We start from the raw sequence: 21,706 nt of genomic DNA on the forward strand, positions 1-21,706 counted from the left end.
CATACCATGGAAAACCCCTTCAACCCCGCCGATCTCCAGGGCAAGGTCGCCGTCGTCACCGGCGGCGGCGGCGTCCTGTGCGCCGGCTTCGCCCGCGCTCTCGCCAAGGCCGGCGCCCGCGTCGCCATCCTCGATCTGAAGGCGGAGGCCGCCGAGCAGGTGGCGGCGTCGCTGCGGGCCGAGGGTAAGGAGGCCGTCGGCATCGCCGCCGACGTTCTCGACCGCGCCTCGCTGGAGCGGGCGGCGGCCGTGGTGCTGGAAAGCCTGGGGCCGTGCGACCTGCTGGTCAACGGCGCAGGCGGCAACCACCCGCGCGGTACAACCACCAAGGAATGGCTGGAGGAGGGCGATCTCGCCGATCCGTCGCTGACCAGCTTCTTCGACCTTGATCCCGTCGGCATCAAGTTCGTCTTCGACCTGAATTTCCTCGGCACGCTGCTGCCGACCCAGATCTTCGCCCGCCAGATGATCGGCCGGCAGGGCTGCGGCATCATCAACGTCTCGTCGATGAACGCCTTCCGCCCGCTGACCAAGATCCCCGCCTATAGCGGCGCCAAGGCGGCGGTCAGCAACTTCACGCAATGGCTGGCGGTGCATTTCGCCAAGACCGGCATCCGCGTCAACGCCATGGCGCCGGGCTTCTTCCTGACCGCGCAGAACCACGCCCTGCTGATCGACGCCGCGACCGGCGAGATGACGCCGCGCGCCCGCAAGATCGTCGACCACACCCCGATGGGCCGTTTCGGCGAGGCGCACGAACTGACCGGCACCCTGCTGTGGCTGGCCAGCGCCAAGGCGTCCGGCTTCGTCAACGGCACCGTCATTCCGGTGGATGGCGGCTTCGCCGCCTATTCGGGCGTCTGAGCGCCCGTCCTCCGCTCCCGTTTCAAAAGGCCGACGCCCGGCGGCCGTTCACATCCGGGCCCGTCCCGGCACCGCGCTTTCCGACCCTGGGCCTTCCGGAAACCGGAGGCCCCAAGAAAAGCCACGATGCTGCCCGCCATTGGAGGAAACGTTGAAGATCAAGGGATTGAGATGGTGGATCATCGTTCTGATCTGCCTGGGAACCGTCATCAACTATCTGGCGCGCAACTCTCTCGGCGTGATGGCCCCCATCCTTAAGACCGAGATGAACTTCACGACGCAGGAATATTCCTACGTCGTCGCCGCCTTCCAGCTCGCCTATACGGTGATGCAGCCGGTCTGCGGCTACATCGTCGATTTCCTCGGGCTGAAGATCGGCTTCGCGCTGTTCGCCGTCCTGTGGTCGGTGTCCAACTGCCTGCACGGCTTCGCCACCGGCTGGCTGTCGCTGGCCCTGTTCCGCGGCATGCTCGGCCTGACCGAGGCGGCGGCCATCCCGTCCGGCATCAAGGCGGTCGGCGAATGGTTCCCGAAACAGGAACGCTCGGTCGCGGTCGGCTGGTTCAACGCCGGCACCTCGCTGGGCGCGATGCTGGCGCCGCCGCTGGTCGTCTATGTCCAGATGCAGCATGGCTGGTCGACCGCCTTCATCGTCACCGGTTCTCTCGGTTTCGTTTTCGCAGCGCTGTGGTGGCTGTTCTACCGCTCGCCCGCCGACCATCCCAACATCACCGCCGAGGAGCATGCCTACATCACCGCCGGCCAGAATCCGCCGGTGACCGGCGCCGGCGGCGCCCGCGTGAAGCCCAAGGTCAAGGAGATCCTCAGCACCAAGCGCTTCTGGGGCATCGCCATCCCCCGCTTCCTGGCCGAGCCGGCGTGGCAGACCTTCAGCTTCTGGATCCCGCTCTATCTCGCCACCGAACGCGGGATGGACATCAAGCAGATCGCCCTGTTCGCCTGGATGCCCTTCCTGGCGGCCGATTTCGGCGGCATCCTCGGCGGCTATCTCTCGCCCTTCTTCATGAAGCATTTCAAGTTCTCGGTGGTTAATTCGCGGCTGGCCGGCGTCGTCATCGGGGCCATCTGCATGATCGGCCCCGGCCTGATCGGGCTGGCCACCGACGCCTACACCGCCATCGCCCTGTTCTGCCTGGGCGGCTTCGCCCACCAGATGATCTCGGCCCTGATCAACACGCTGAGCGCCGACGTCTTCGAAAGCCACGAGGTGGCGACCGCCAACGGCCTGACCGGCACGGCGGCCTGGACCGGCGGCCTGACCTTCTCGCTGATCGTCGGCGCGCTCGCCACCACCATCGGCTATGCCCCGCTGTTCGTCTGCCTGACCGTGTTCGATCTGGTCGGCGCCTGCGTCGCCATCGCCCTGCTGCGCGACCGCGGCGACAAGACCCCGGCGGGGACCGCCGCCGCCCGCTGATCGGCCCATTCCGCAGTTCCGTTTCCATGGGGCGCGGCGCCTCCGGTGCCGCCCCCTCGCGAACGCCCCCTCGCCAATCCATCGAGACCCATCATGACCCAGCCGCTTCCGAACCCGTCGGCTTCCGCCCCCTCCGCGACGTCGCTGTCCGCCCCCCCGGTCTTCGCCCTGGCGGAGCGGGACGGCGCCCGCCTGACGCTGCGCGCGGCCGAGGGCGGCCATGTCGCCCATCTGTTCGTGCTGGAGGACGACATCGTCCGCGTCATGGTGCTGCCCGGCGGGCGGCTCAGCAGCCCGCGCAGCTGGACGGTGGCGCCGGGGGCGGAGGATGTGCCGGCGGAGGGCCGCGACCGCTTCGACCTGACCGGCTTCTCCCGCCCGGCGTTCACGGTGGAGGAGAGCGCCGGCACCTTGGTGGTCGCGACCGCCCGGCTGCGCCTGACCATCGCGCTGACCGGCCTGTTCTGCCGCTGGGAGACCCAGGTCGACGGGACGTGGCATGCGGTGGCCGCCGACCGTCCCACCCAGAATTACAATTTCGGCTGGTGGGATGAGCGGGTCTATCACTATCTGAAGCGCGACGCCGCCGACGAGATGTATTTCGGCCTGGGCGAGCGGTCGGGAACCGCCGACCGCCACGGCCAGTCCTACCGGATGAGCAATCTGGACGCGATGGGCTACAGCGCCCGGACGACGGATCCGCTCTACAAGCACATCCCCTTCTACATCACCTGGAAGAAGGCGGCGCGGGTCCCGTTCGGCATCTTCTACGACACCCTGTCCGACTGCGACTTCGACATGGGCCGCGAGCTGGACAATTATCACGGCCATTACCGCTATTTCGTCGCCGATGCCGGTGACCTCGATTACTACGTCATCGCCGGGTCGACCCCGGCCGACATCACCCGGCGCTTCACCTGGCTGACCGGCAAGCCCGCCTTCATGCCGAAATGGAGCCTGGGCTATTCCGGCTCCACCATGACCTACACCGACGCGCCGGACGCCCAGGACCGGATGAACGAGTTCCTGGCGAAGTGCGAGGAGCATGACATCCTCTGCGACTCCTTCCACCTGTCGTCGGGCTATACCTCGATCGCCGACAAGCGCTACGTCTTCCACTGGAACCGCGACAAGTTCCCCGACCCGGCCGCCTTCGCCCGCCATTACCTCGACCATGGCGTGCGGCTGTGCGCCAACATCAAGCCTTGCCTGCTGCGCGACCATCCCCGTTTCGAGGAGGCGGTGCGCGAGGGGCTGCTGGTGCGCGACCCCGACGGCAGCCCGGCGATGGTGCAGTTCTGGGACGAGGCCGGCGCCTATCTCGACTTCACCAACCCGAAGACGCTCGACTGGTGGAAGGCGCGGGTGAAGGAGGCATTGCTGGAACCCGGCATCGCCGCCACCTGGAACGACAACAACGAGTTCGAGATCTGGAGCGACCGCGCCCAGGCCGCCGGTTTCGGCACGCCCTTCCCGGCGCGCGACGCCAAGCCACTGCACACGCTGCTGATGATCCGCGCCTCGAAAGAGGCCCAGAAGGAGTTTGCGCCCGGCACCCGGCCCTTCCTGATCTCGCGCGCCGGGGCCGCCGGCATGCAGCGCTATGTCCAGACCTGGTCGGGCGACAATTACACCAGTTGGGAAACGCTGAAATACAATGTGCGCATGGGCACCGGCCTGGCTCTGTCGGGCGTGTCCAACACCGGCCACGACATCGGCGGCTTCTCCGGCCCGGCCCCGGATGCCGAGCTGTTCCTGCGCTGGGTGCAGTTCGGCATCTTCCTGCCGCGCTTCTCCATCCATTCCTGGAACGACGACAAGACCGTCAACGAGCCCTGGATGTATCCACAGATCACCCCGGCGATCAGCCGGCTGATCAAGCTGCGCGCCCGGCTGACCCCCTATCTCTACGACCTGCTGTGGCGCTATCACGATTCCTACGAGCCGATGATCCGGCCGACCTTCCTCGACTTCCCCAAGGATCCGCGCTGCTTCGATGAAAATGACGAGATGCTGCTCGGCCCCAACCTGCTGGTGGCGCCGGTGGTGGAGCCGGGGCGGCGGGACCGCGCGGTCTATCTGCCGGCGGGGGCCGACTGGTACGACGCCTGGACCGGGGAAAGCTTCACCGGCGGGCAAACGGTGACGCTGGCGGCGCCGTGGGACCGTCCGCCGCTGCTGGCGCGGGCCGGCTGCGCCATTCCGCTGAACCTCGCCGAACAGCATTTCAACCAGGGAGCGGACCAGCGCGGCTTCGCCCTGTTCCCCCATCGCGGCACCGGCGCCTTCCGCGCCGAATGCTATGAGGATGACGGGGAGAGCGAGGCTTACCGCGACGGCGGCCATGGCCGCTGGACGGTCGCCGTCACCGCCGGAACCGACCGGCTGACGGTGGCGCTGGGCAGGGAGGGTGCCCGCCCGCCCGCCGCCACGGCCCTGACCCTGCTGCTGCCACCGCAGGAGCGCCGCGCCCTGGAAATCGCCGGCGGCGTGGTGGCGTCCGACCGCATCGCCGACGGCTGGCGGACCGTCGCCGTCACGCTCGCCGACGACTGACGGGCGTCAGACCTGATGCCGGTTCAGTCCTGAAGGTATATCAAAGGCCGAACCGGCGGCAGGAGGGGTAGCGCGGATCATGGAAAAGAGTCGCAAGGCGGCGGGACCGGTTTCGCTCGCCACCATCGCCGCCGCGACCGATGTGTCGATCTCCACGGTGTCGCGCATCGTCAACGGCCAGACCCACCGCGCCTCGCCCGAAACCGTGGCGCGGGTGCGGCAGGCGGTGGACAGGCTGGGCTACAAGCCGAACCAGATCGGCCGCGCCCTGAAACAGGGCAAAAGCCGCGTCGTCGCGATGCTGACGGCGAACCTCAACAACCCGGTCATGGCGATGATCGCCTCGGCGACCGAGGCGGCGTTGCGCGACATCGGCCATGTCATGACCCTGTGCGACACCCATGACCGCGAGGATTTGCAGGACGATTACCTTCAGGCGATGCGGTCGCAATCGGTCGGCGGCTACATCCTGGTCACCAACATCAAGAGTCCGGGGCTGGCCGACTTCGTCGCCCGTGGCGAGCCGGTCGTCTTCGCCTGCCGCCCCAACCCCTACAGTTCGACCCCCGACGCCCCCGGCGCTTTCGTCGGCATCGACAACGAGGCGGCCGGGGCGGCGGCGGCGGACCGGCTATGGTCGCGCGGCTGCCGGACCCCGGTGGTCATCGGACCGCTGGAAGGCTCGGTGGTGACGAGGGAGCGCGAGGCCGGTTTCAGCCGCCGGATGGCGGAGCTCGGCATCCTGCCCGACCGGCTGGCGCCGGCACGGGCGCCGGGCCTTTCGCATCTGGACGTCGGCTATGCCGCCGCCCGAACGCTGTTTGCCGGAAGCACGCGGCCGGACGGCATCCTCTGCGTCAGCGACCAGATCGCCTATGGCGTCTACCGCGCCGCCATGGAGCGGGGCATCCGCATTCCGGACGATTGTCTGGTCGTCAGCATCGACGGCAGCGATCTCAACCGCTGGATCGCCCCGTGGCTGGAGTCCATCCATGTGCCCTATGCCGAGTTCGGGCGCCACATCGTCGACCAGTTGCAGACGATCTGGCGCGGCGAAACCCCCGGCGCCGCCCTCCTGCCCTTCCAGGTGTGAAAAGACCTCACCCCTTGTAGTGCCGGCCGAAACGGTTGGCGAGGAAGGCGTCCAGCGGCACCTGCTCCTGGCGGATGAATCCCGCCTGCGGGATGGAACCCTCGCGCAGCAGATCCAGCACGGCGCAGATGCCGGCGGCGGTGGTGACCTGGATGGCGCTCCAGGTCCGGCCGGCGATGGGCTTGCTGTAGATTTTCGTGGCGAAGGTCTCCTGGCGCAGTTCTCCCTCCTGCATGCCGGTGGCGGTCGCCAGCACCAGAACCACGTCCTGCAAGGTCAACGGCACCGCGGTCTCCAGCACATCCTTCAGCAGATGGCGCCGTTCGCCCAGCCGCAGGTCGCGGATCAGCAGGCGGACGATGTCGCGATGGCCGGGATAGCGCACCGTCTTGTAGTCGAGGTTCCGCACCTTGCCGGCCAACGTCTCGCACAGCGAGCCCAGCCCGCCCGAGGTGTTGAAGGCCTCGTAATCGACGCCGTCCAGCGCGAAGCGCTCGTCGCCCTCCAGCGGCATCACCTCGTGCGGGCGGCCGTCGACGATGGCCTCGCACGGGTTGCAATATTCGTTGATGAGGCCGTCGGTGCTCCAGGTCAGATTGTATTTCAGGGCGTTGGTCGGATATTGCGGCAAGGCGCCGACCCGGAGATGCAGATTGTGCAGCGCGTCGAACCGGCGGGCGAGGTCATGGCCGACGATGGAGATGAAGCCCGGCGCCAGGCCGCATTGCGGGATCAGCGCGCTGCCGGCGGTCTCGGCCAGCGCCTTCACCTGGCGGGTGGCGGCGACATCCTCGGTCAGGTCGAGGTAATGGGCGCCGGCCGCGACGGCGGCGGTGGCGATCGCCGGGGTCAGGGTGAAGGGGCAGGCGCTCAACACCGCCCCCTGGCCCGCCATGGCGGCGCGCAGCGAATCCTGGTCCTCGACATCGACGCGGGCCACCCGCAGCCCTGCCCGCTCGGCGCGGTGGAGCAGCGCCTCGTCGCGGTCGCCGATGGTGACGGCGAAATCATCGGTCTCCGACAGCAGCGTGCCGATCATCGAGCCGATCTTGCCGGCGCCCAGAACCAGAACCTTCATCCTTGCCATCTCCAGCGCTCCACTGTTCAGCCATGCGTGTGTTGGCGGGATCGCCCGCATACGAAGAATGTCGGCGGGGAGCGCCGGGCTGAACCGGGCAATGCGCCGAAAACGCGGGCGTTTTCCGGCGGATTGACGGAAAAGGCGGCGAAATGCCGGCTGGCCATGAAAAATGAATGGCCATACCGGATGACGGACACTGGACGGCATCAAGGCCGCACTGCCTCCCAAGACGGACACACCGTCAGGTCTGGATCGGATCGCGCAAAATCAGAATCGATTTTGGACGTTAGCTCCAATCACCAAGCATCAAATCAAAGCGCTGTGCGTTTCATGCTGAACGCACAGCGCTTTGACGGAAAACAGCGTCGACGCCGGAGCGATTACTGAGAATTGGGGGTGTAGGCACCAAATCCAACAGAGTTGTTAAGAGCATCAAATATCATGTCATGATTCATCAGCGGGTTGAAACCCATATTGACGAAAGGCCTACCATTGTTGTTGGAATCGTTCGGAGCACTGTTAAATATAACGTCGATCAATGTTGGAGAGTTACTATTATCATTCGTTCCATCATTTCTATATATGGCTTCATTATTCGGACTGTAAGAGTCATAAAAAGTTTTACTCAAATTAGTTTTAAAAACTGGAACACAGTCATTGGTTCCTGAGCGCAAATTGGCATATCCACTTCCTGTGACATCAATATTATAATTCAATATATATTTACCGCTGCCAGAGCTATCATCCATACGGACATTCAGGTTGAATTGAGAATTCACACTCTCTGGATCAGGGAAATCTTGGATATTTTTTATCAACATCGGGTTTATTCCAGTATCAACTATAAGAGAACAAATAGAATTTTCACTTATGCCGTTGCTATTACTCCATTCAATATATCCAGAGGGGGATTGCCATGATGAATTTTGGTAGGCATTACCATGAATATTATTGCCAAGAATTTGAAAATTGAAGTCACCATCATTTGGATTCGCTCCAAGATAGATTTGGTTTCGTCCCCCTGTTCCGCCAACCGCGGCAGTGATACAATAGGATGGGTAAAGTGCATCATTCATATCATTGGGATTATATATATTTGCCAGGAATGGATTATCCCCCATCAACGCACGATCAAATCCGACTCCAACCATGACATCACCAGTAATGCCACCCATGATGACGACATTCTGTGCAACCGCCAAGGGAAGATCATTGCCAACCAGACCAATCCCGATATCGTTCACCAAGAAAGAGCCATGGAAAACGACATCATTGGATGGTTGATATGCCAGCTCTGTGAATGAGTTCGGTATATAACTCACACCACTTAGAAAAGCATTATTAGACTCGCATACAGAAAATGCATTGTTTATTGCGGTCTGCACAATGGATGAATTTAATCCATTCTTTAATTCGTTTGCACCATACTGCATAGCAGCTCTTGCGATATTGATATAATTTTGATATTTTGAACCCCCTTTAAATATATTATCGATAGGAATTAGAATACCACAGGATCCCGTATCCACCCTACCATTGCTGACACTGATTTGAATTTGGCCGTTATTTGAAAATTGTGGGTATGCGTAGCCATCATTATATTCCAAAATGCCAATTTTTATCTCCAGATCTCCGATGACACTACCGGCATCGATAGCGATCGCATTCGGATACTGTGAATTTGAGCTGGTCATGACTTGGCCTTTCATTATTGAAACGCGCATTGGACATGCGCCCGCATCCATCGTCGTCGCACGATGATGGTTCCGTCATACGCCTTCCGAGCATCACAAAGAGCTCAGGCGCGGTATGAGAATGAGTGAATTCACCTTTATCTGATAAATCATCTATTTAAAATTAAATACAGGCACCTCGTCCAGTGTAATTAATTTATAATTAAGCACATTGCATTATCAAAATAATGCATGTTTTATTTCTTAAATATAATTTATATACCTTGATTAATCAAAATCATTCCGCATTTATATAATCAACATCGATTTTCTCGAGGACATTCCGCTCCATCACCTCCTTAAGTCTTTGGAGCATGACTTCCCCGACGACGGCACTGGAGAATTGATCAATGACGGCACGGGCGCGATCCCGCAGCGGCTGGAGTTCACTCCATTCATCATAGGCACGACGAAGTTGAATGCTCAGATGGCATTCATCGACATAAGCCCAGCTGGCATAAGTCAACGTATGATCGAAGCCCATAAAGGTTCGCGTGGCCGGCTGCCGAATCGGCTCGATGGTATAGTCGACAAGCAGTGAATTCCCTGAGTTCATAAAATCCATGTTGCCGCTGTAGCCGGTCGCAACCACAAGGTTGCCGTTCGCCATGGCCTCGCTGAGACAGAGCCCCCAGCCCTCGGAACAATGGGCGCTGACATAGCAATGCCCGATGCGATGCAAGGCGGCGATCTCTTCATCCGTTATGTGGCCAACCACATTGAGAACGCCGGGACTGTGCAAGAGCGCGGATTGCAGAGGAGCGGTCGTCTTCACGACGAAGGTGGTGGAACCGTCGGGGAAGGCCCGGGTGAAAGCCTTGAGCGCGGCATCAATGTTCTTGCGCTCCCACTCATAGCCCATGGTGTAGAAGACAAAACGCTCTTCAGCCAGCCCAAGCCGCTCACGCAGCCTTGCATCCGCCTCGGGATCGGTCTTCGCCGGCTTCACGATATGGGGAACCACATGCACAGGCTTGTTCACAGCCCGCATGATGTCACGACAAAATACTGAACACGTCCAGATTTCATCCAGCAACCCCAGCCAGCGGTATTGGTTGGGATTCAGTCGATCCGCCTCCCAGACACAGTATCCAATTACATATTTATCTTTTAAGATCGGATTTGCTCTAAAATAATTCACCATCCTATACGGTTCGTCGTGAATAATTACGATATCAGCATCCTCTATTGTTTTGACAATATCGATTCCTGCCGAACAAAGACTATAAATATAATCAATTCCAGCGCGCAAATGGCTTATATAAGATGACAGAATGAAGCATATCTTCATGAAAATTCTCCAATAACGCAATTATTAACTAGGGGTTTATTGGATATTTATCTTGAGAACTCCGAATTTATACAAGCGGACGAGGGTCCTATTCAGACGCTTCATATCAGTGATGCCACATATTCTGGCAATCTCGCCGACACTCCTTGGGCCTCGCTCCAGCAACGCGACCAACCCGTCGGTGGCGCCATGATCCAGCATCACCGGCAGCGAATATTGATCCATTGGGATCATGCGGCTGCGCCGCAGCGCGGTAAACGCGTCCGCATCGGCCCATTCAACCAGCATGTCGTCGGTCAGCGTCGCCGTGGGATAAGCGCCGAACATTCGGAACAGATCAGGATAATCAGGATGAACCGTCTCCTGGTCACGGCGCCGCTCGGACAAGGCCGGAACATGCGCGCGCAGTTCCGACAGCTCCCGCCACAATTCCCGATAGGATTGAATGACGATGCGCCAGTCATACACGCTTCGGGCCCGCTGGTGGGCGGCTTCACCCATGCGCCGACGCAGATCGCCATCCTGCGCGAGATGGGCGATTCTCGCGGCGCAGACATCAATGTCGATCGCGGTTGATTGCGACACATGAGCGATGAATGCATAATGATCTATCGCACCGCGTGCATGCGCATCGGCGAGGTCGATGCCCGCCCCCGGAGGCGCCATCAAGGTGGGAATACGGAATCCCGTGTCACCATCGATGACGGTCGACTTGTATCCATCCCAATCGCTGACGACACCGGGAAGCTGGGCCGCCATCGCCTCCACCGGCGTCATGCCGAAGCTTTCCTGCACATTATCCGACAATGAAATAAAGATGTCAGCCGCCGTCCAGCTGGCCTGTGCCGCCGGGATGTCGGCACCGTCAATCCAATGAACCGGGAGATCGGAGCAGTAAAGCCGTTGCGCCGCCTGGAAATTGGCGGCGGTGGCCTGGTCGCTGAATTGACCGACCATGAGAAGATGCAGGCGGGACTTGCGATAGATGCAACGAGCCAGCTCCATGGAACGGAAAACAGGGCTGGGATGCAGTTTGGAACGGAAATCGAAGCGGCCGAAATGCAGAACCACAATATCTTCGGGCGCTATTCCAAGCCGTTGGCGAAGCTGCCGTCCTTTTTCCAGCGCTTCATCGGTGCGGGAGAATTTCTCCAGATTGACCCCGAGCGGAATGACGGGAAGCTGAACCGGTGGCCGGATCGACTTCATTCCGCGGCTTTCAAGATACTCGTTCCAGATTTCGATGACTTTGTCCGTCGCATCGCGAACCGCCGGAGATGTACAGATCAAGGCGTCCCATGCCTGGGTGGGAGCAAGCATGAGGTCGCGGATGCTGCGGATCACCCGCTCCGTCGCGATGGAATGCGTGATACCACAAATGCTGTGACACCGTTCCCCAACCGAATAACGGCGTGTCCATGCGGAGTCGGCGACCAAAGGTCCCGGCGTGAACAGGCAACCGGCTTCCCTCATCTGCCCGTAATCGCCGGCGGATACCATTTTTGTGGTCATCCGGGCATCGACGGCGGCCACCCGCTTCTTGAATTCCTCATGAGTCCGGCTGCTGTCGACGATGCATCGCATCGTTTCCTGGCCACCATGCTCAATCAGAGCATCAAGAAAGCCGGATCCAGCCGACTGGCGACCGACGACGTTTCTCTTATCCCCTTCATATGCCTCCGGGACATAATAAATCGCACAGGATTCTGCGTTCTGTTCATTGGATACAGTGAGGGTATCGACAATATCCATGGATTGATCTTTCTTCATTTTGTGGAATCTGCTTCCCCGCCATCCACACGGGAAAAACAATTTTTAATAATTGTAAAATTTTTTAATCATCATTTTTGATATATATTGATGTTCGTTATTACTATAACGAGAAATAAATGAGATATATAACGCTATCTTGTGGAAACTATCGACGAATGGTAACCAGATGTAACATCCGGAAGGAGGAGCGGCGACGCTTGGGCCGGTGATTTCCATGGCCGCGCCCCTCCGAGGAGCGCTATGTTCCGCAGAGCTTTGCCACTTTCCCGCCGACCGCCATGTCCATCCGCCAACTGACCGCCCCGCATGCCGTCCTGCTGGAGGAGCCGCAAGACGGCATCGACCAGACCAGCGAGATGATCCGCGGCGAGCGTTTCCGCATCCTGGAGGAGCGGAACGGCTGGCTACGGGCGGAGAACGCCTTCGACGGCCATGTCGGCTGGCTCCCCCCCGCCACCGCGCATCGCGAGCCGGTCGCCCCCACCCACCGGGTGCGGGCCCTGCGCGCCGACCTGCATCCCGGCCCGACGCACCGGGCGCCGCCGGTGGCGACGCTCAGCTTCGGTTCGCTGGTGACGCTGGACGGCCGGGCCGAGAATGGCTGGGTCGGCACCGACGACGGGCTGTGGCTGTTCGCCGGCTGGCTGGAGCCGGTGGACGCCGCCGCCGCACCCAACCACATCGCCACCGCCCTGCGCTTTCTGGAGACACCCTATGTCTGGGGCGGCCGCAGCAGCTTCGGCATCGACTGTTCCGGGCTGGTGCTGACGGCCATGGCGGCGGCCGGCGTGGTGTCCCACCACAGCAGCGGCATGCAACGCAAGGACGAGCGGCTGGGGACGTGGCTGTCGGAGGATGGCGGGGATGTCGCCTATGAGCGCGGCGACATCGTCTTCTTCCCCGGCCATGTCGGGCTGATGATGGACGGGACGAACCTGCTGCACGCCACCGTCTTCACCATGTCAGTGGTGATCGAGCCCCTGGGCGAGGTCGCCAAGCGCGCCAAGATCAACGGCGTCCGCCGCCCCACTTTGACGCGGGCGTAGCGCCTCCCCCACCAGCAGCAGGGTCGGCCCCTTGCCGGCGGCCACCCCTTGTTCCGCCATCGCGCCGAGACTCGTCCAAAAGCGCCGTTCGTCGGGCCAGCAACCATTCTCCACCGCCAGCACCGGCGTGGCCGCCGGCAACCCGGCCCCGGTCAGGCCCTGGCCCACCGCGCGGGCCTGTTCCCGCCCCATATAGATCGCCAGCGTGCCCTGCGGATCGGCCAGCCGCGCCCAGTCGGGCTCGAACCGCTCGCCGTCGCGGCCATGGGCGGTGACGAAGGTGACGGCGCGCGACACCCCGCGCTTGGTCAGCGACAGCCCGGTCGAAGCGGCGCAGCCAAGCGCGGCGGTGATGCCGGGGATGACGCGAACCGGAATGCCGAGGCTGTCGAGATGCTCGATCTCCTCCCCCGCCCGGCCGAAAACCATCGGGTCGCCGCCCTTCAACCGCACCACCCGCTTGCCGCGCCGCGCATGGAAGGCGATCAGCGCGTTGATCTCCCCCTGCGGCAACGAATGCCGGCCGGAGCGCTTGCCGACGCAAATGCGCTCCGCCTTCTGAGGAGCGAGGTCGAGGATGCCGTCGCCGACCAGCGCGTCGTGGAGAACGACCTCGGCGGCGGCGAGCGCCTTGACCGCCGCGACGGTGAGCAGGTCGGGGTCGCCGGGACCGGCGCCGACCAGGGTGACGGGCCCGCAGCCTGCGCCTCCCCCGCCGTCATCCCCCTTTCCCCCCCGCTTTCGCGCAAACGAAGTTTGCGCTGTCGCGGCAGGCGGACCGAAGGTCCGCTGAGAGCGGGGAGAGGGTCGGGGTAAGGGGGAAAACGCCTCCGCCAGAAGAGCGAACATTGAATATCTGACGCGCAGCCAATCCCAAAAGGCTCCGCCGCGCGCCCCCCTCACCCCAGCCCTCTCCCCAGGGGGGAGAGGGAGAATCCGGCTATCACGCCATTTCGCGCTGATGGGCATGACGAAGCACCTCCTTGAGTTCGGGCACGCAGGATCCGCAATTGGTGCCGGCCTTCAACGCCACGCCGATCTCCGCCACGCTGGTCAGGCGCCGGTCGCGGATCGCACCGACCAGCCGGTTGATGCCGACGCCGAAGCAGGCGCAGACGATCCGCCCCTCATCCGCCTGAGCCCCCGGCGCCCGCCCGGCGAGCAGCCCGGCCCGCGCGCCGTCGTCCAGCCCGTCCGATTCCAGCAGCCCGGCGAGCCAGCCGCGCGGCGGCAGGCGGCCGTCGGTGGCGACGAACAGGCAGGCCTCCAGCCGGTCGCCCTCCATCCATGCCATCCGCAGATCGCCGCGCGCAGGGTCGCGGAACTCGACAACCGACTCGGCGGGGTCGAGACCGGGCAGCCAGCCCGCAAGATCGGGGATCGCCCCCATCCCCGCCATTTCCACCAGATGCCCGCCCGCCACAGCCCGGCGGGCCCAATAGCCGCCATGGGCCGGCTCCACCGCCCGGCGGACCAGCAGGAAGGCGGTCCAGTCCGCCCGCCAGGGCGCCACGGTCGCCGGCATCCGCTTCAGGTCGGGCTGGCCGGAGAAGGGGTCGACCGCCTCGTCGTCGATCAGCCGGCCGATGACGCAAGAAGCGGTGAAGCGGTCGGTCCAGTGCATCGGCAGGAAGATGGCGCCTTCGCTCTGGGCATCGGTGACGCGCACCCGCGCCAGCGCCTCCCCCGCCGCCGTGGCGATGCGGGCCAGCCCGCCATCCGTCAGCCCCCGCGCCGCCGCATCCGCCGGGTGGATGTCCAGCCGGGGCTCCGGCGCATGGGCGGACAACCGCGCCGACAGGCCGGTGCGGGTCATGGTGTGCCACTGGTCGCGCAGCCGCCCGGTGTTCAGCAGCAGGCCGCCGTCGGGAACGGGGCGGGGCGGCGGCTTCGCCGTGATCGGCAGCATCCGAGCGCGCCCATCGGCAGTGAAGAAGCGGCCGTCGCCGAACAGCCGCTTCCGCGGCTTGGCACCCGCCCGCCAGGGCCAGGGGAAAGGCGCCAGCGCCTTGTAACCGTCCTCGTCGAGTCCGCCAAGCGCCCCGATGTCGAAGGCCCGCGTCCCGCCATTCTCGAAGCCCGACAGCGCCGCATGCTCGCGGAAAACGGCGGCCGCACTCTCGTACGCAAACGCCTCGGCGAAGCCCATGCGACGGGCGACCTGGGTGACGATCCACCAGTCGGCCCGCGCCTCCCCCGCACCGGCGAGGAAGGCGCGCTGGCGCGAGATGTTGCGGTCGGAATTGGTGACGGTGCCGTCCTTCTCGCTCCAGCCCATGGCCGGCAGGCGGATATGGGCAAGGCGGCCGGTGTCGGTGTCGCGGACGCAGTCGGAGACCACCACCGTCTCGCAACGCTCCAGTGCCCGGCGCACCCGCCCGGCATCGGGCATGCTGACGGCGGGATTGGTCGCCATGATCCATACCGCCTTGACCGTGCCGGCCTCGATGGCGCGGAACAGATCCACCGCCTTCAGCCCCGGCTTGTCCGCCACGCGCGGCGCGCTCCAGAAACGGCCGACCCGATCGACCTCCGCCGCCGAGAAGCCCATATGGGCGGCAAGCTGGTTCGCCAGCCCGCCGACCTCGCGCCCGCCCATGGCGTTCGGCTGGCCGGTGACGGAGAAGGGGCCGCAGCCCGGCCGCCCGATGCGCCCGGTCAGGAAATGCGCGTTCAGGATGGCGTTGACCGTATCGCTGCCCTGGGAGGATTGGTTGACGCCTTGCGAATAGACCGTCACCACGCGGTCGGTCGCCGCGAATTCGGCATAGAAGGCGGCGACCTCGGCCTCGGCCAGCCCGCAGCGGCGGGCCACCGTCGCGAGGTCCGGCGCGTCGGCGCGGGCGGCGGCCAGCGCCTCCTCCGCCCCCTCGGCGTGGGCGCCGACGAAACCGGCATCGCGATGGCCGTTGCCGTCCAGATAGGCCAGCAGCCCGTTGAACAGCAGCGCGTCGGTGCCGGCCTTCAGCGCCAGATGGCGGTCGGCGGCATCGACGCAATCGGTCCGCCGCGGATCGACCACGACGATCCGCGTGCCGCGCTCCGCCCGCGCCGCCAGCAGCCGCTGGTTCAGCACCGGGTGGCACCAGGCGAGGTTGGAGCCCACCAGCACCACCAGATCGGCGCGCTCGAAATCCTCATAGCTCCCCGGCACCGCGTCGGCGCCCAGGCCCCGCTTGTGCCCGACCACCGACGAGGCCATGCACAGGCGCGAATTGGTGTCGATATTGGCCGAGCCGATGAAACCCTTCATCAGCTTGTTGGCGACGTAATAATCCTCGGTCAGCAGTTGGCCGGAGACATAGAAGGCGACCGAATCCGGCCCATGCGTGGCGATGGTGTCGGAAAGGCGCCGGGCCACCGCGTCCAGCGCCGCGTCCCACGACACGCGCCGCCCGTTGACTTCGGGATGGAGCAGCCGCCCGTCCGGCACCAGCGTGTCGGCCAGCGCCGCCCCCTTGGAGCAGAGCCGTCCCCGGTTCGCCGGATGGTCGGCATCGCCGCGCACGCTGACGGCTCCGCCCGCCGCCACGGTCGCGATCACCCCGCACCCGACCCCGCAATAGGGACAGGTCGTCTTCACCTCCCGTTCATGGCCGGAGGCCGGCCCCCCGCTCGGGTCAGGCTCGTCAAACATGGCCGCAGGCCTTGCGGCAGCCGCCGCGCGAGAGCCTGGCCTCGCCGAGAGCGATGGCGACGCCGCGCCCCTCCACCCGCACCGGAACATGGCCGGTGCGGCCCTCGTCGGGGGCGACCGCCTCGCCGGTCGCCAGCTCGATCACCCAGCCGTGCAGCGGACAGGTGACGCTGCGGCCATGGACGATGCCTTGCGACAGCGGCCCCCGCTTGTGCGGGCAGGCATCCTCCAACGCGAAGACCTCGTCGGCGGCCGTGCGGAACAGGGCGATGTCGCCATCGGGGGTGCGGACGACGCGCGAGCCCAGCACCGGGATGTCGTCGATGCTGCCGACCTGGGTCCAGATGGTTTCGGAGATGGCGTTTCCAGTGACGATGCTGTCCATGATCCTTTACCCCACTTCGGCGAGCAGATTGAATTCGTGACGGTCGACGCCCTTGGCGGCCCGCTCCGCCCACGGGTCGTCCTGCGAGAAGGTCTGCGAGAACAGGAAGCGCGCATGGAGGGCGCGGCGCCGCTCCGGATCCCCGACCAGCGCCGCCTTGATGTGATCGAGCCCGACCCGCTCCACCCAGGGTGCCGTACGCTCCAGATAGCGGGCCTCCTCGCGGTAGAGCTGCATGAAGGCGCCGGTGTATTCCAGCACCTCCTCCTCGGTGGCGACACGGACCAGCAGGTCGCAGGCGCGGACATGCAGGCCGCCATTGCCGCCGACATGCAGCTCATAGCCGCTGTCGATGCACACCACCCCCAGATCCTTGATGGTCGCCTCGGCGCAGTTGCGCGGGCAGCCGGACACCGCCAGCTTGACCTTGTGCGGGGTCCAGGTGCCCCAGGTCATCCGCTCCAGCTTCACGCCCAGCCCGGTCGAATCCTGCGTGCCGAAACGGCACCATTCCGAGCCGACGCAGGTCTTCACCGTGCGCAGCCCCTTGGCATAGGCATGACCGGAGACCATGCCGGCGGCGTTCAGATCGGCCCAGACCGCCGGCAGATCCTCCTTCCTCACCCCGAACAGGTCGATGCGCTGGCCGCCGGTGACCTTCACGGTGGGGATGGCGAACTTGTCCACCACGTCGGCGATGGCGCGCAGCTCCGCAGCGCTGGTCAGGCCGCCCCACATGCGCGGCACGACCGAATAGGTGCCGTCCTTCTGGATGTTGGCGTGGGCGCGCTCGTTGATGTAGCGCGACTGGTAATCGTCCTTGTATTCGCCCGGCCAGGCGCACAGCAGGTAATAGTTCAGCGCCGGCCGGCAGGAGGCGCAACCATCGGGCGTCGTCCAGTCCATCGCCTGGAAAATTTCGGCCATGGTCTTCAACCCGCGCTCGACGATGGCCGCCCGCACCGCGTCATGGCCGTGGTGGGTGCATTTGCACATCGGCTTGACCTTGGGCGCCGCGGTGAAGCCGTCGCCCAGCGTCACCGCCAGCAGCCGTTCCACCGTGCCGGAACAGCCGCCGCAGGAGGCCGAGGCCTTGGTGTGCGCCTTCACCTCGTCCAGGCTGGTCAGGCCCTTTTCGGTGATCGCCTTGACGATGGCGCCCTTGCACACGCCGTTGCAGCCGCAGATCTCGGCGCTGTCGGGCAAGGCGGCGATGGCGGCGTTCGGGTCGCCGGCATCGGCACCACCGCCCCCCCCATTGGAGAAACATGGGCCGAAGATCATGGTGTCGCGCTCGGCCGACAGGTCGGCGCCGTCCTTCAGCAGCGAAAAGTACCAGGCGCCGTCCTTGGTGTCGCCATACAGCACCGCCCCCAGCAGCCGGTTGTCCTTCAGCACCAGCCGCTTGTAGACGCCGCGCGCCGCATCGCGGAACACGATGTCCTCGGTCCCCTCGCCGCCGGAGAAATCGCCAGCGGAGAACACGTCCACACCGGTGACCTTCAGCTTGGTCGAGGTGACGGAGCCGGTGTAGGCCGCCCCCTCCCCGCCAGCGAGGTCGTGGGCCAGCACCTTCGCCATCTCGAACAGCGGGGCGACGAGGCCCCAGGTGACGCCGCGATGCTCGACGCATTCGCCGACCGCGTAGATCGACGGGTCGCTGGTGCGCATCTGGTCATCGACGCGGATGCCGCGCCCGCACTCAAGCCCGGCCGCCTTGCCCAGCGCCATGTTGGGGCGGATGCCCACCGCCATCACGACGATGTCGGCCGGCAACTCGCGCCCGTCCCGCAGCCGGACCGCGCCGACCCGCTCGTCGCCCCCCTGATTATTTCCGACAATCTCGGCGGTGTCGGCCCCGGTCAGCACCTCGATGCCGCGGCGCTCCAGCTCGCGTTGCAGCAGCATCCCGGCGGCCGGGTCGAGCTGGCGTTCCATCAACGTCGGCATCAGATGGATGACGGTGACCTCCATCCCTTTGACCCGCAACCCGTTCGCCGCCTCCAGCCCGAGCAGGCCGCCGCCGATCACCACGGCGCGGCCGCCCTTCGCCGCCGCCGCCAGCATGGCGTCCACATCCGCCAGATCGCGGAAGCCGATGACGCCCGGCAGGGTCGAGCCCGGCACCGGGATGATGAAGGGCATGGAGCCGGTGGCGATCAGCAGCCGGTCATAGGGAACGACGCGGCCGGACTGCGAGACGACCGTCTTGGCCGCGCGGTCGATGCCCTCCACCGGCTCGCCGGTCAGCAGCGTGATGCCGTTGGCGTCGTACCACTCGTGGCTGTTCAGCACGATCTGGTCGACGGTCTTCTCCCCCGCCAGCACGGGCGACAGCATGATGCGGTTGTAGTTCGGATGAGGCTCGGCCCCGAAGACGGTGATGTCGAAGCGGCCGGGCGCCTTGGCCAGCAGTTCCTCCACCGTCTTCATGCCGGCCATGCCGTTGCCGACCACCACCAACCGCTCTTTCGCAGAGTCGGCGCTCGGCAGGTCGGCCTCGTTAAGCTCAACGGCATCGGATTCGGCGGCGGGCCCGTTGTTCGATGAGAGATGCATGTCCATGGCGCGTCTGCCTCGTCTATCGTGTCCGGCCTGCCTTGAGGTCAGGCACGGGGCCAAAAAGAAAGGCGTCCGAACGGGCCTGCGTCCCTGCCCCGCGCATGGTTGGCGAAGGGGGGTGCGGACCTGTTCGGACGCCGTTGTCCGGGCGGTTCGTCGTCGAACCAGAGCCAAGCCCGCGCGTCGTCGCGTGGGCTTCGGCGGTGTCGCGGGCACTGGCGACATTGCTGGCGCCCGCTGTTGTCTCGCCATTCCCTTCGCAATCCACGTGCCAATCCTGTCACGGCGGAGCGGTCGCGGAAAAACTCCAGGGATTCCGCGGGGTCCGGCCTCCTGGCGGACCTGATACCTAGGTGCCTATTTTTGTACCATGCTTAGGTATTGCACAAAGTATGACCAAGCGTGCCTGTGCGCGCCGCAAAAATCAGCAGGCGGCGCCCCGACCCGGCCGGGCGCTTCATACCTTCCGCCCGGTCATAGCGAGTAAAATCAACCGCTCCGGCCGATTTCTCAGCGAAAGCCATCCTTTGGCATGAGGCTTGCGAAGACGGAGGCCAGAGACGCGCCAACGACGGTGCGTGCATCCAAAGCGTCCAATGATGGGCCAGCCCCGGCAATGTTGCCGACCCCGGTATCGACAAGCCTTTTCAAAAGGCTTTTCCGGTCGATCCCGCTGGACGCTTTCGATGGCCAAGGCACGCACGAGCCATTTGCCCGAGAAACAGCCAGTCCGGGATTTGCCCAGGAAATCGTCACCGGTGTCGCACGCCCGACCGCTGGTCCGGATTTCTAGAGATGGAGCAACCGACGTGGCCCACCGCAACCTCCGCCACCTTCTCGCATCCGCCGCCGCAATCGTCGCCCTCACCGCCGGCGTCTCCGCTGGCGTCTCCGCCCAGGCCGCCCCGCTCGACGTCGAGAAGGACCAGCTGAAGCTCGGCTTCATCAAGCTGACCGACATGGCGCCGCTCGCCATCGCCGTCGAGAAGGGCTTCTTCGAGGATGAGGGGCTGTCCGTCACGCTGGAGCCGCAGGCGAACTGGAAGGTCCTGCTCGACCGGGTGATCTCCGGCGAGTTGGACGGTGCCCATATGCTGGCGGGCCAGCCGCTGGGCGCCACCATCGGCTTCGGCACCAAGGCGCACATCGTCACCGCCTTCTCCATGGACCTGAACGGCAACGGCATCACGCTGTCGAACGAGGTTTGGCGGAAGATGAAGGCCAATGTGCCCAACGGCGCCGACGGCAAGCCGGTCCACCCGATCAGGGCCGACGCGCTGAAGCCGGTGATCGCCCAGTACAAGGCCGAGGGCAAGCCTTTCAACATGGGGATGGTCTTCCCGGTCTCGACCCATAATTACGAGCTGCGCTATTGGCTGGCCTCGGGCGGGATCAACCCCGGCTATTACAGCCCGACCGACGTGTCGGGGCAGATCGGCGCCGACGCGCTGCTGTCCGTCACCCCGCCGCCGCAGATGCCGGCGACGCTGGAGGCCGGTACCATCCACGGCTACAGCGTCGGCGAGCCGTGGAACCAACAGGCGGTGGTCAAGGGCATCGGCGTGCCGGTGATCACCGACACCGAGATCTGGAGGAACAACCCCGAGAAGGTCTTCGGCGTCACCGACGCGTGGGCCAGCAAGAACCCAAAGACCCATCTGGCCGTGGTCAAGGCGCTGATCCGCGCCACCCAATGGCTGGACGAGAACAACGACGCCAACCGCGCCGAAGCGGTGAGGATCCTGGCCAAGCCCGAATATGTCGGCGCCGACGCCACGGTGATCGCCAATTCGATGACCGGCACCTTCGAATATGAGAAGGGTGACAAGCGCGCCGTTCCCGACTTCAACGTCTTCTTCCGCTACAACGCGAATTATCCCTTCTATTCCGACGCCGTCTGGTACCTGACCCAGATGCGTCGCTGGGGCCAGATCGCCGAGGCCAAGCCCGACGCCTGGTATGACCAGACCGCGCGCAGCGTCTACAAGCCGGACATCTATCTCCAGGCCGCCAAGCTTCTGGTCGAGGAAGGCAAGGCCAAGGAGGCCGACTTCCCGTGGAAGAGCGACGGCTACAAGCCGGTCGACAACGGCTTCATCGACGGCATCCCCTATGACGGCCACAAGCCGAACGACTACCTCGCCAAGCAGCCCATCGGCCTGAAGGGCGACCAGAAGATCGAGGGCGGTCAGGTGGTGGGCGGGTAAGCGCCCCCACGTTCCCCCACCACCGACAGCTCAGGACACC

14 protein-coding genes are annotated in these 21,706 nt (G+C 64.3%); 6 read left to right on the forward strand and 8 right to left on the reverse strand.

Annotated features, from left to right (window positions below; translation table 11 throughout):
• Positions 1-6: 6 nt before the first annotated feature.
• The 4 genes from AZL_RS31825 (at position 7) to AZL_RS31840 (ending at position 5,951) form a co-directional block, all read left to right on the forward strand.
• The gene (locus tag AZL_RS31825; protein WP_012978473.1) at positions 7-864 is read left to right on the forward strand and encodes an SDR family oxidoreductase; all 858 of its coding nucleotides are present in this window, start codon (positions 7-9) and stop codon (positions 862-864) included.
• Between the two features lie 151 nt (positions 865-1,015).
• Positions 1,016-2,302 carry an MFS transporter gene (locus AZL_RS31830; protein WP_042446875.1) on the forward strand — a complete coding sequence of 429 codons (1,287 nt, stop codon included), beginning with the start codon at positions 1,016-1,018 and terminating at the stop codon, positions 2,300-2,302.
• A 93-nt stretch (positions 2,303-2,395) separates the two neighbouring features.
• Positions 2,396-4,858: a glycoside hydrolase family 31 protein gene (locus AZL_RS31835; RefSeq protein WP_042446699.1), complete on the forward strand. Its 2,463-nt coding sequence runs from the start codon at positions 2,396-2,398 to the stop codon at positions 4,856-4,858.
• A gap of 79 nt (positions 4,859-4,937) precedes the next feature.
• The gene (locus AZL_RS31840; RefSeq protein ID WP_012978476.1) at positions 4,938-5,951 is read left to right on the forward strand and encodes a LacI family DNA-binding transcriptional regulator; all 1,014 of its coding nucleotides are present in this window, start codon (positions 4,938-4,940) and stop codon (positions 5,949-5,951) included.
• Positions 5,952-5,958: 7 nt separating this feature from the next.
• On the opposite strand, the gene AZL_RS31845 is transcribed toward AZL_RS31840, so the two are convergent.
• From AZL_RS31845 to AZL_RS31855, 4 genes are all read right to left on the reverse strand, one after another.
• On the reverse strand, positions 5,959-7,029 hold the full coding sequence (locus tag AZL_RS31845; protein ID WP_042446702.1) for a saccharopine dehydrogenase family protein: 1,071 nt from the start codon (positions 7,027-7,029) through the stop codon (positions 5,959-5,961).
• Positions 7,030-7,412: 383 nt separating this feature from the next.
• Positions 7,413-8,726 (reverse strand): hypothetical protein, encoded by a 1,314-nt coding sequence (locus tag AZL_RS36075; RefSeq protein ID WP_148219795.1) that lies wholly within the window; start codon positions 8,724-8,726, stop codon positions 7,413-7,415.
• A gap of 277 nt (positions 8,727-9,003) precedes the next feature.
• Positions 9,004-10,056 (reverse strand): glycosyltransferase, encoded by a 1,053-nt coding sequence (locus AZL_RS31850; RefSeq protein ID WP_012978479.1) that lies wholly within the window; start codon positions 10,054-10,056, stop codon positions 9,004-9,006.
• A gap of 36 nt (positions 10,057-10,092) precedes the next feature.
• Positions 10,093-11,826, reverse strand: a complete 1,734-nt coding sequence (locus tag AZL_RS31855) for a glycosyltransferase family 4 protein (protein ID WP_148219796.1) — start codon at positions 11,824-11,826, stop codon at positions 10,093-10,095.
• A 281-nt stretch (positions 11,827-12,107) separates the two neighbouring features.
• Between AZL_RS31855 and AZL_RS31860 the strand changes: the two genes are divergently transcribed.
• Positions 12,108-12,875, forward strand: a complete 768-nt coding sequence (locus AZL_RS31860) for an NlpC/P60 family protein (RefSeq protein WP_012978481.1) — start codon at positions 12,108-12,110, stop codon at positions 12,873-12,875.
• On the opposite strand, the gene cobA is transcribed toward AZL_RS31860, so the two are convergent.
• The 4 genes from cobA to nirB form a co-directional block, all read right to left on the reverse strand.
• Positions 12,792-13,724, reverse strand: a complete 933-nt coding sequence (cobA, locus tag AZL_RS31865) for a uroporphyrinogen-III C-methyltransferase (RefSeq protein ID WP_012978482.1) — start codon at positions 13,722-13,724, stop codon at positions 12,792-12,794. The two genes, AZL_RS31860 and cobA, sit on opposite strands and share 84 nt — an antisense overlap.
• Positions 13,725-13,818: 94 nt before the next feature.
• Positions 13,819-16,512, reverse strand: coding sequence for a nitrate reductase (locus AZL_RS31870; RefSeq protein WP_042446711.1), 2,694 nt, complete (start codon positions 16,510-16,512; stop codon positions 13,819-13,821).
• Positions 16,505-16,897, reverse strand: coding sequence for a nitrite reductase small subunit NirD (gene nirD / locus AZL_RS31875; RefSeq protein WP_012978484.1), 393 nt, complete (start codon positions 16,895-16,897; stop codon positions 16,505-16,507). The genes AZL_RS31870 and nirD overlap by 8 nt, the downstream gene beginning before the upstream one ends.
• 6 nt (positions 16,898-16,903) lie before the next feature.
• Entirely contained in the window at positions 16,904-19,456 is a 2,553-nt protein-coding gene (gene nirB / locus AZL_RS31880; RefSeq protein ID WP_012978485.1) for a nitrite reductase large subunit NirB, read from the reverse strand.
• Between the two features lie 599 nt (positions 19,457-20,055).
• Here nirB and AZL_RS31885 point away from each other — a divergent pair.
• On the forward strand, positions 20,056-21,666 hold the full coding sequence (locus tag AZL_RS31885; RefSeq protein WP_371304263.1) for a CmpA/NrtA family ABC transporter substrate-binding protein: 1,611 nt from the start codon (positions 20,056-20,058) through the stop codon (positions 21,664-21,666).
• Positions 21,667-21,706 lie beyond the last annotated feature (40 nt).

Source organism: Azospirillum sp. B510 (assembly GCF_000010725.1).
Taxonomy (GTDB): domain Bacteria; phylum Pseudomonadota; class Alphaproteobacteria; order Azospirillales; family Azospirillaceae; genus Azospirillum; species Azospirillum lipoferum_B.

Excerpts from the sequence above, each read along its gene's own strand:
- AZL_RS31825 (WP_012978473.1), top strand. The coding sequence starts at position 7 with ATGGAAAACCCCTTCAACCCCGCCGATCTCCAGGGCAAGGTCGCCGTC.
- AZL_RS31835 (WP_042446699.1), top strand. The coding sequence starts at position 2,396 with ATGACCCAGCCGCTTCCGAACCCGTCGGCTTCCGCCCCCTCCGCGACG.
- AZL_RS31840 (WP_012978476.1), top strand. The coding sequence starts at position 4,938 with ATGGAAAAGAGTCGCAAGGCGGCGGGACCGGTTTCGCTCGCCACCATC.
- AZL_RS31845 (WP_042446702.1), bottom strand. The coding sequence starts at position 7,029 with ATGAAGGTTCTGGTTCTGGGCGCCGGCAAGATCGGCTCGATGATCGGC.
- AZL_RS36075 (WP_148219795.1), bottom strand. The coding sequence starts at position 8,726 with ATGACCAGCTCAAATTCACAGTATCCGAATGCGATCGCTATCGATGCC.
- AZL_RS31850 (WP_012978479.1), bottom strand. The coding sequence starts at position 10,056 with ATGAAGATATGCTTCATTCTGTCATCTTATATAAGCCATTTGCGCGCT.
- AZL_RS31855 (WP_148219796.1), bottom strand. The coding sequence starts at position 11,826 with ATGAAGAAAGATCAATCCATGGATATTGTCGATACCCTCACTGTATCC.
- AZL_RS31860 (WP_012978481.1), top strand. The coding sequence starts at position 12,108 with ATGTCCATCCGCCAACTGACCGCCCCGCATGCCGTCCTGCTGGAGGAG.
- cobA (WP_012978482.1), bottom strand. The coding sequence starts at position 13,724 with ATGTTCGCTCTTCTGGCGGAGGCGTTTTCCCCCTTACCCCGACCCTCT.
- AZL_RS31870 (WP_042446711.1), bottom strand. The coding sequence starts at position 16,512 with ATGTTTGACGAGCCTGACCCGAGCGGGGGGCCGGCCTCCGGCCATGAA.
- nirD (WP_012978484.1), bottom strand. The coding sequence starts at position 16,897 with ATGGACAGCATCGTCACTGGAAACGCCATCTCCGAAACCATCTGGACC.
- nirB (WP_012978485.1), bottom strand. The coding sequence starts at position 19,456 with ATGCATCTCTCATCGAACAACGGGCCCGCCGCCGAATCCGATGCCGTT.
- AZL_RS31885 (WP_371304263.1), top strand. The coding sequence starts at position 20,056 with ATGATGGGCCAGCCCCGGCAATGTTGCCGACCCCGGTATCGACAAGCC.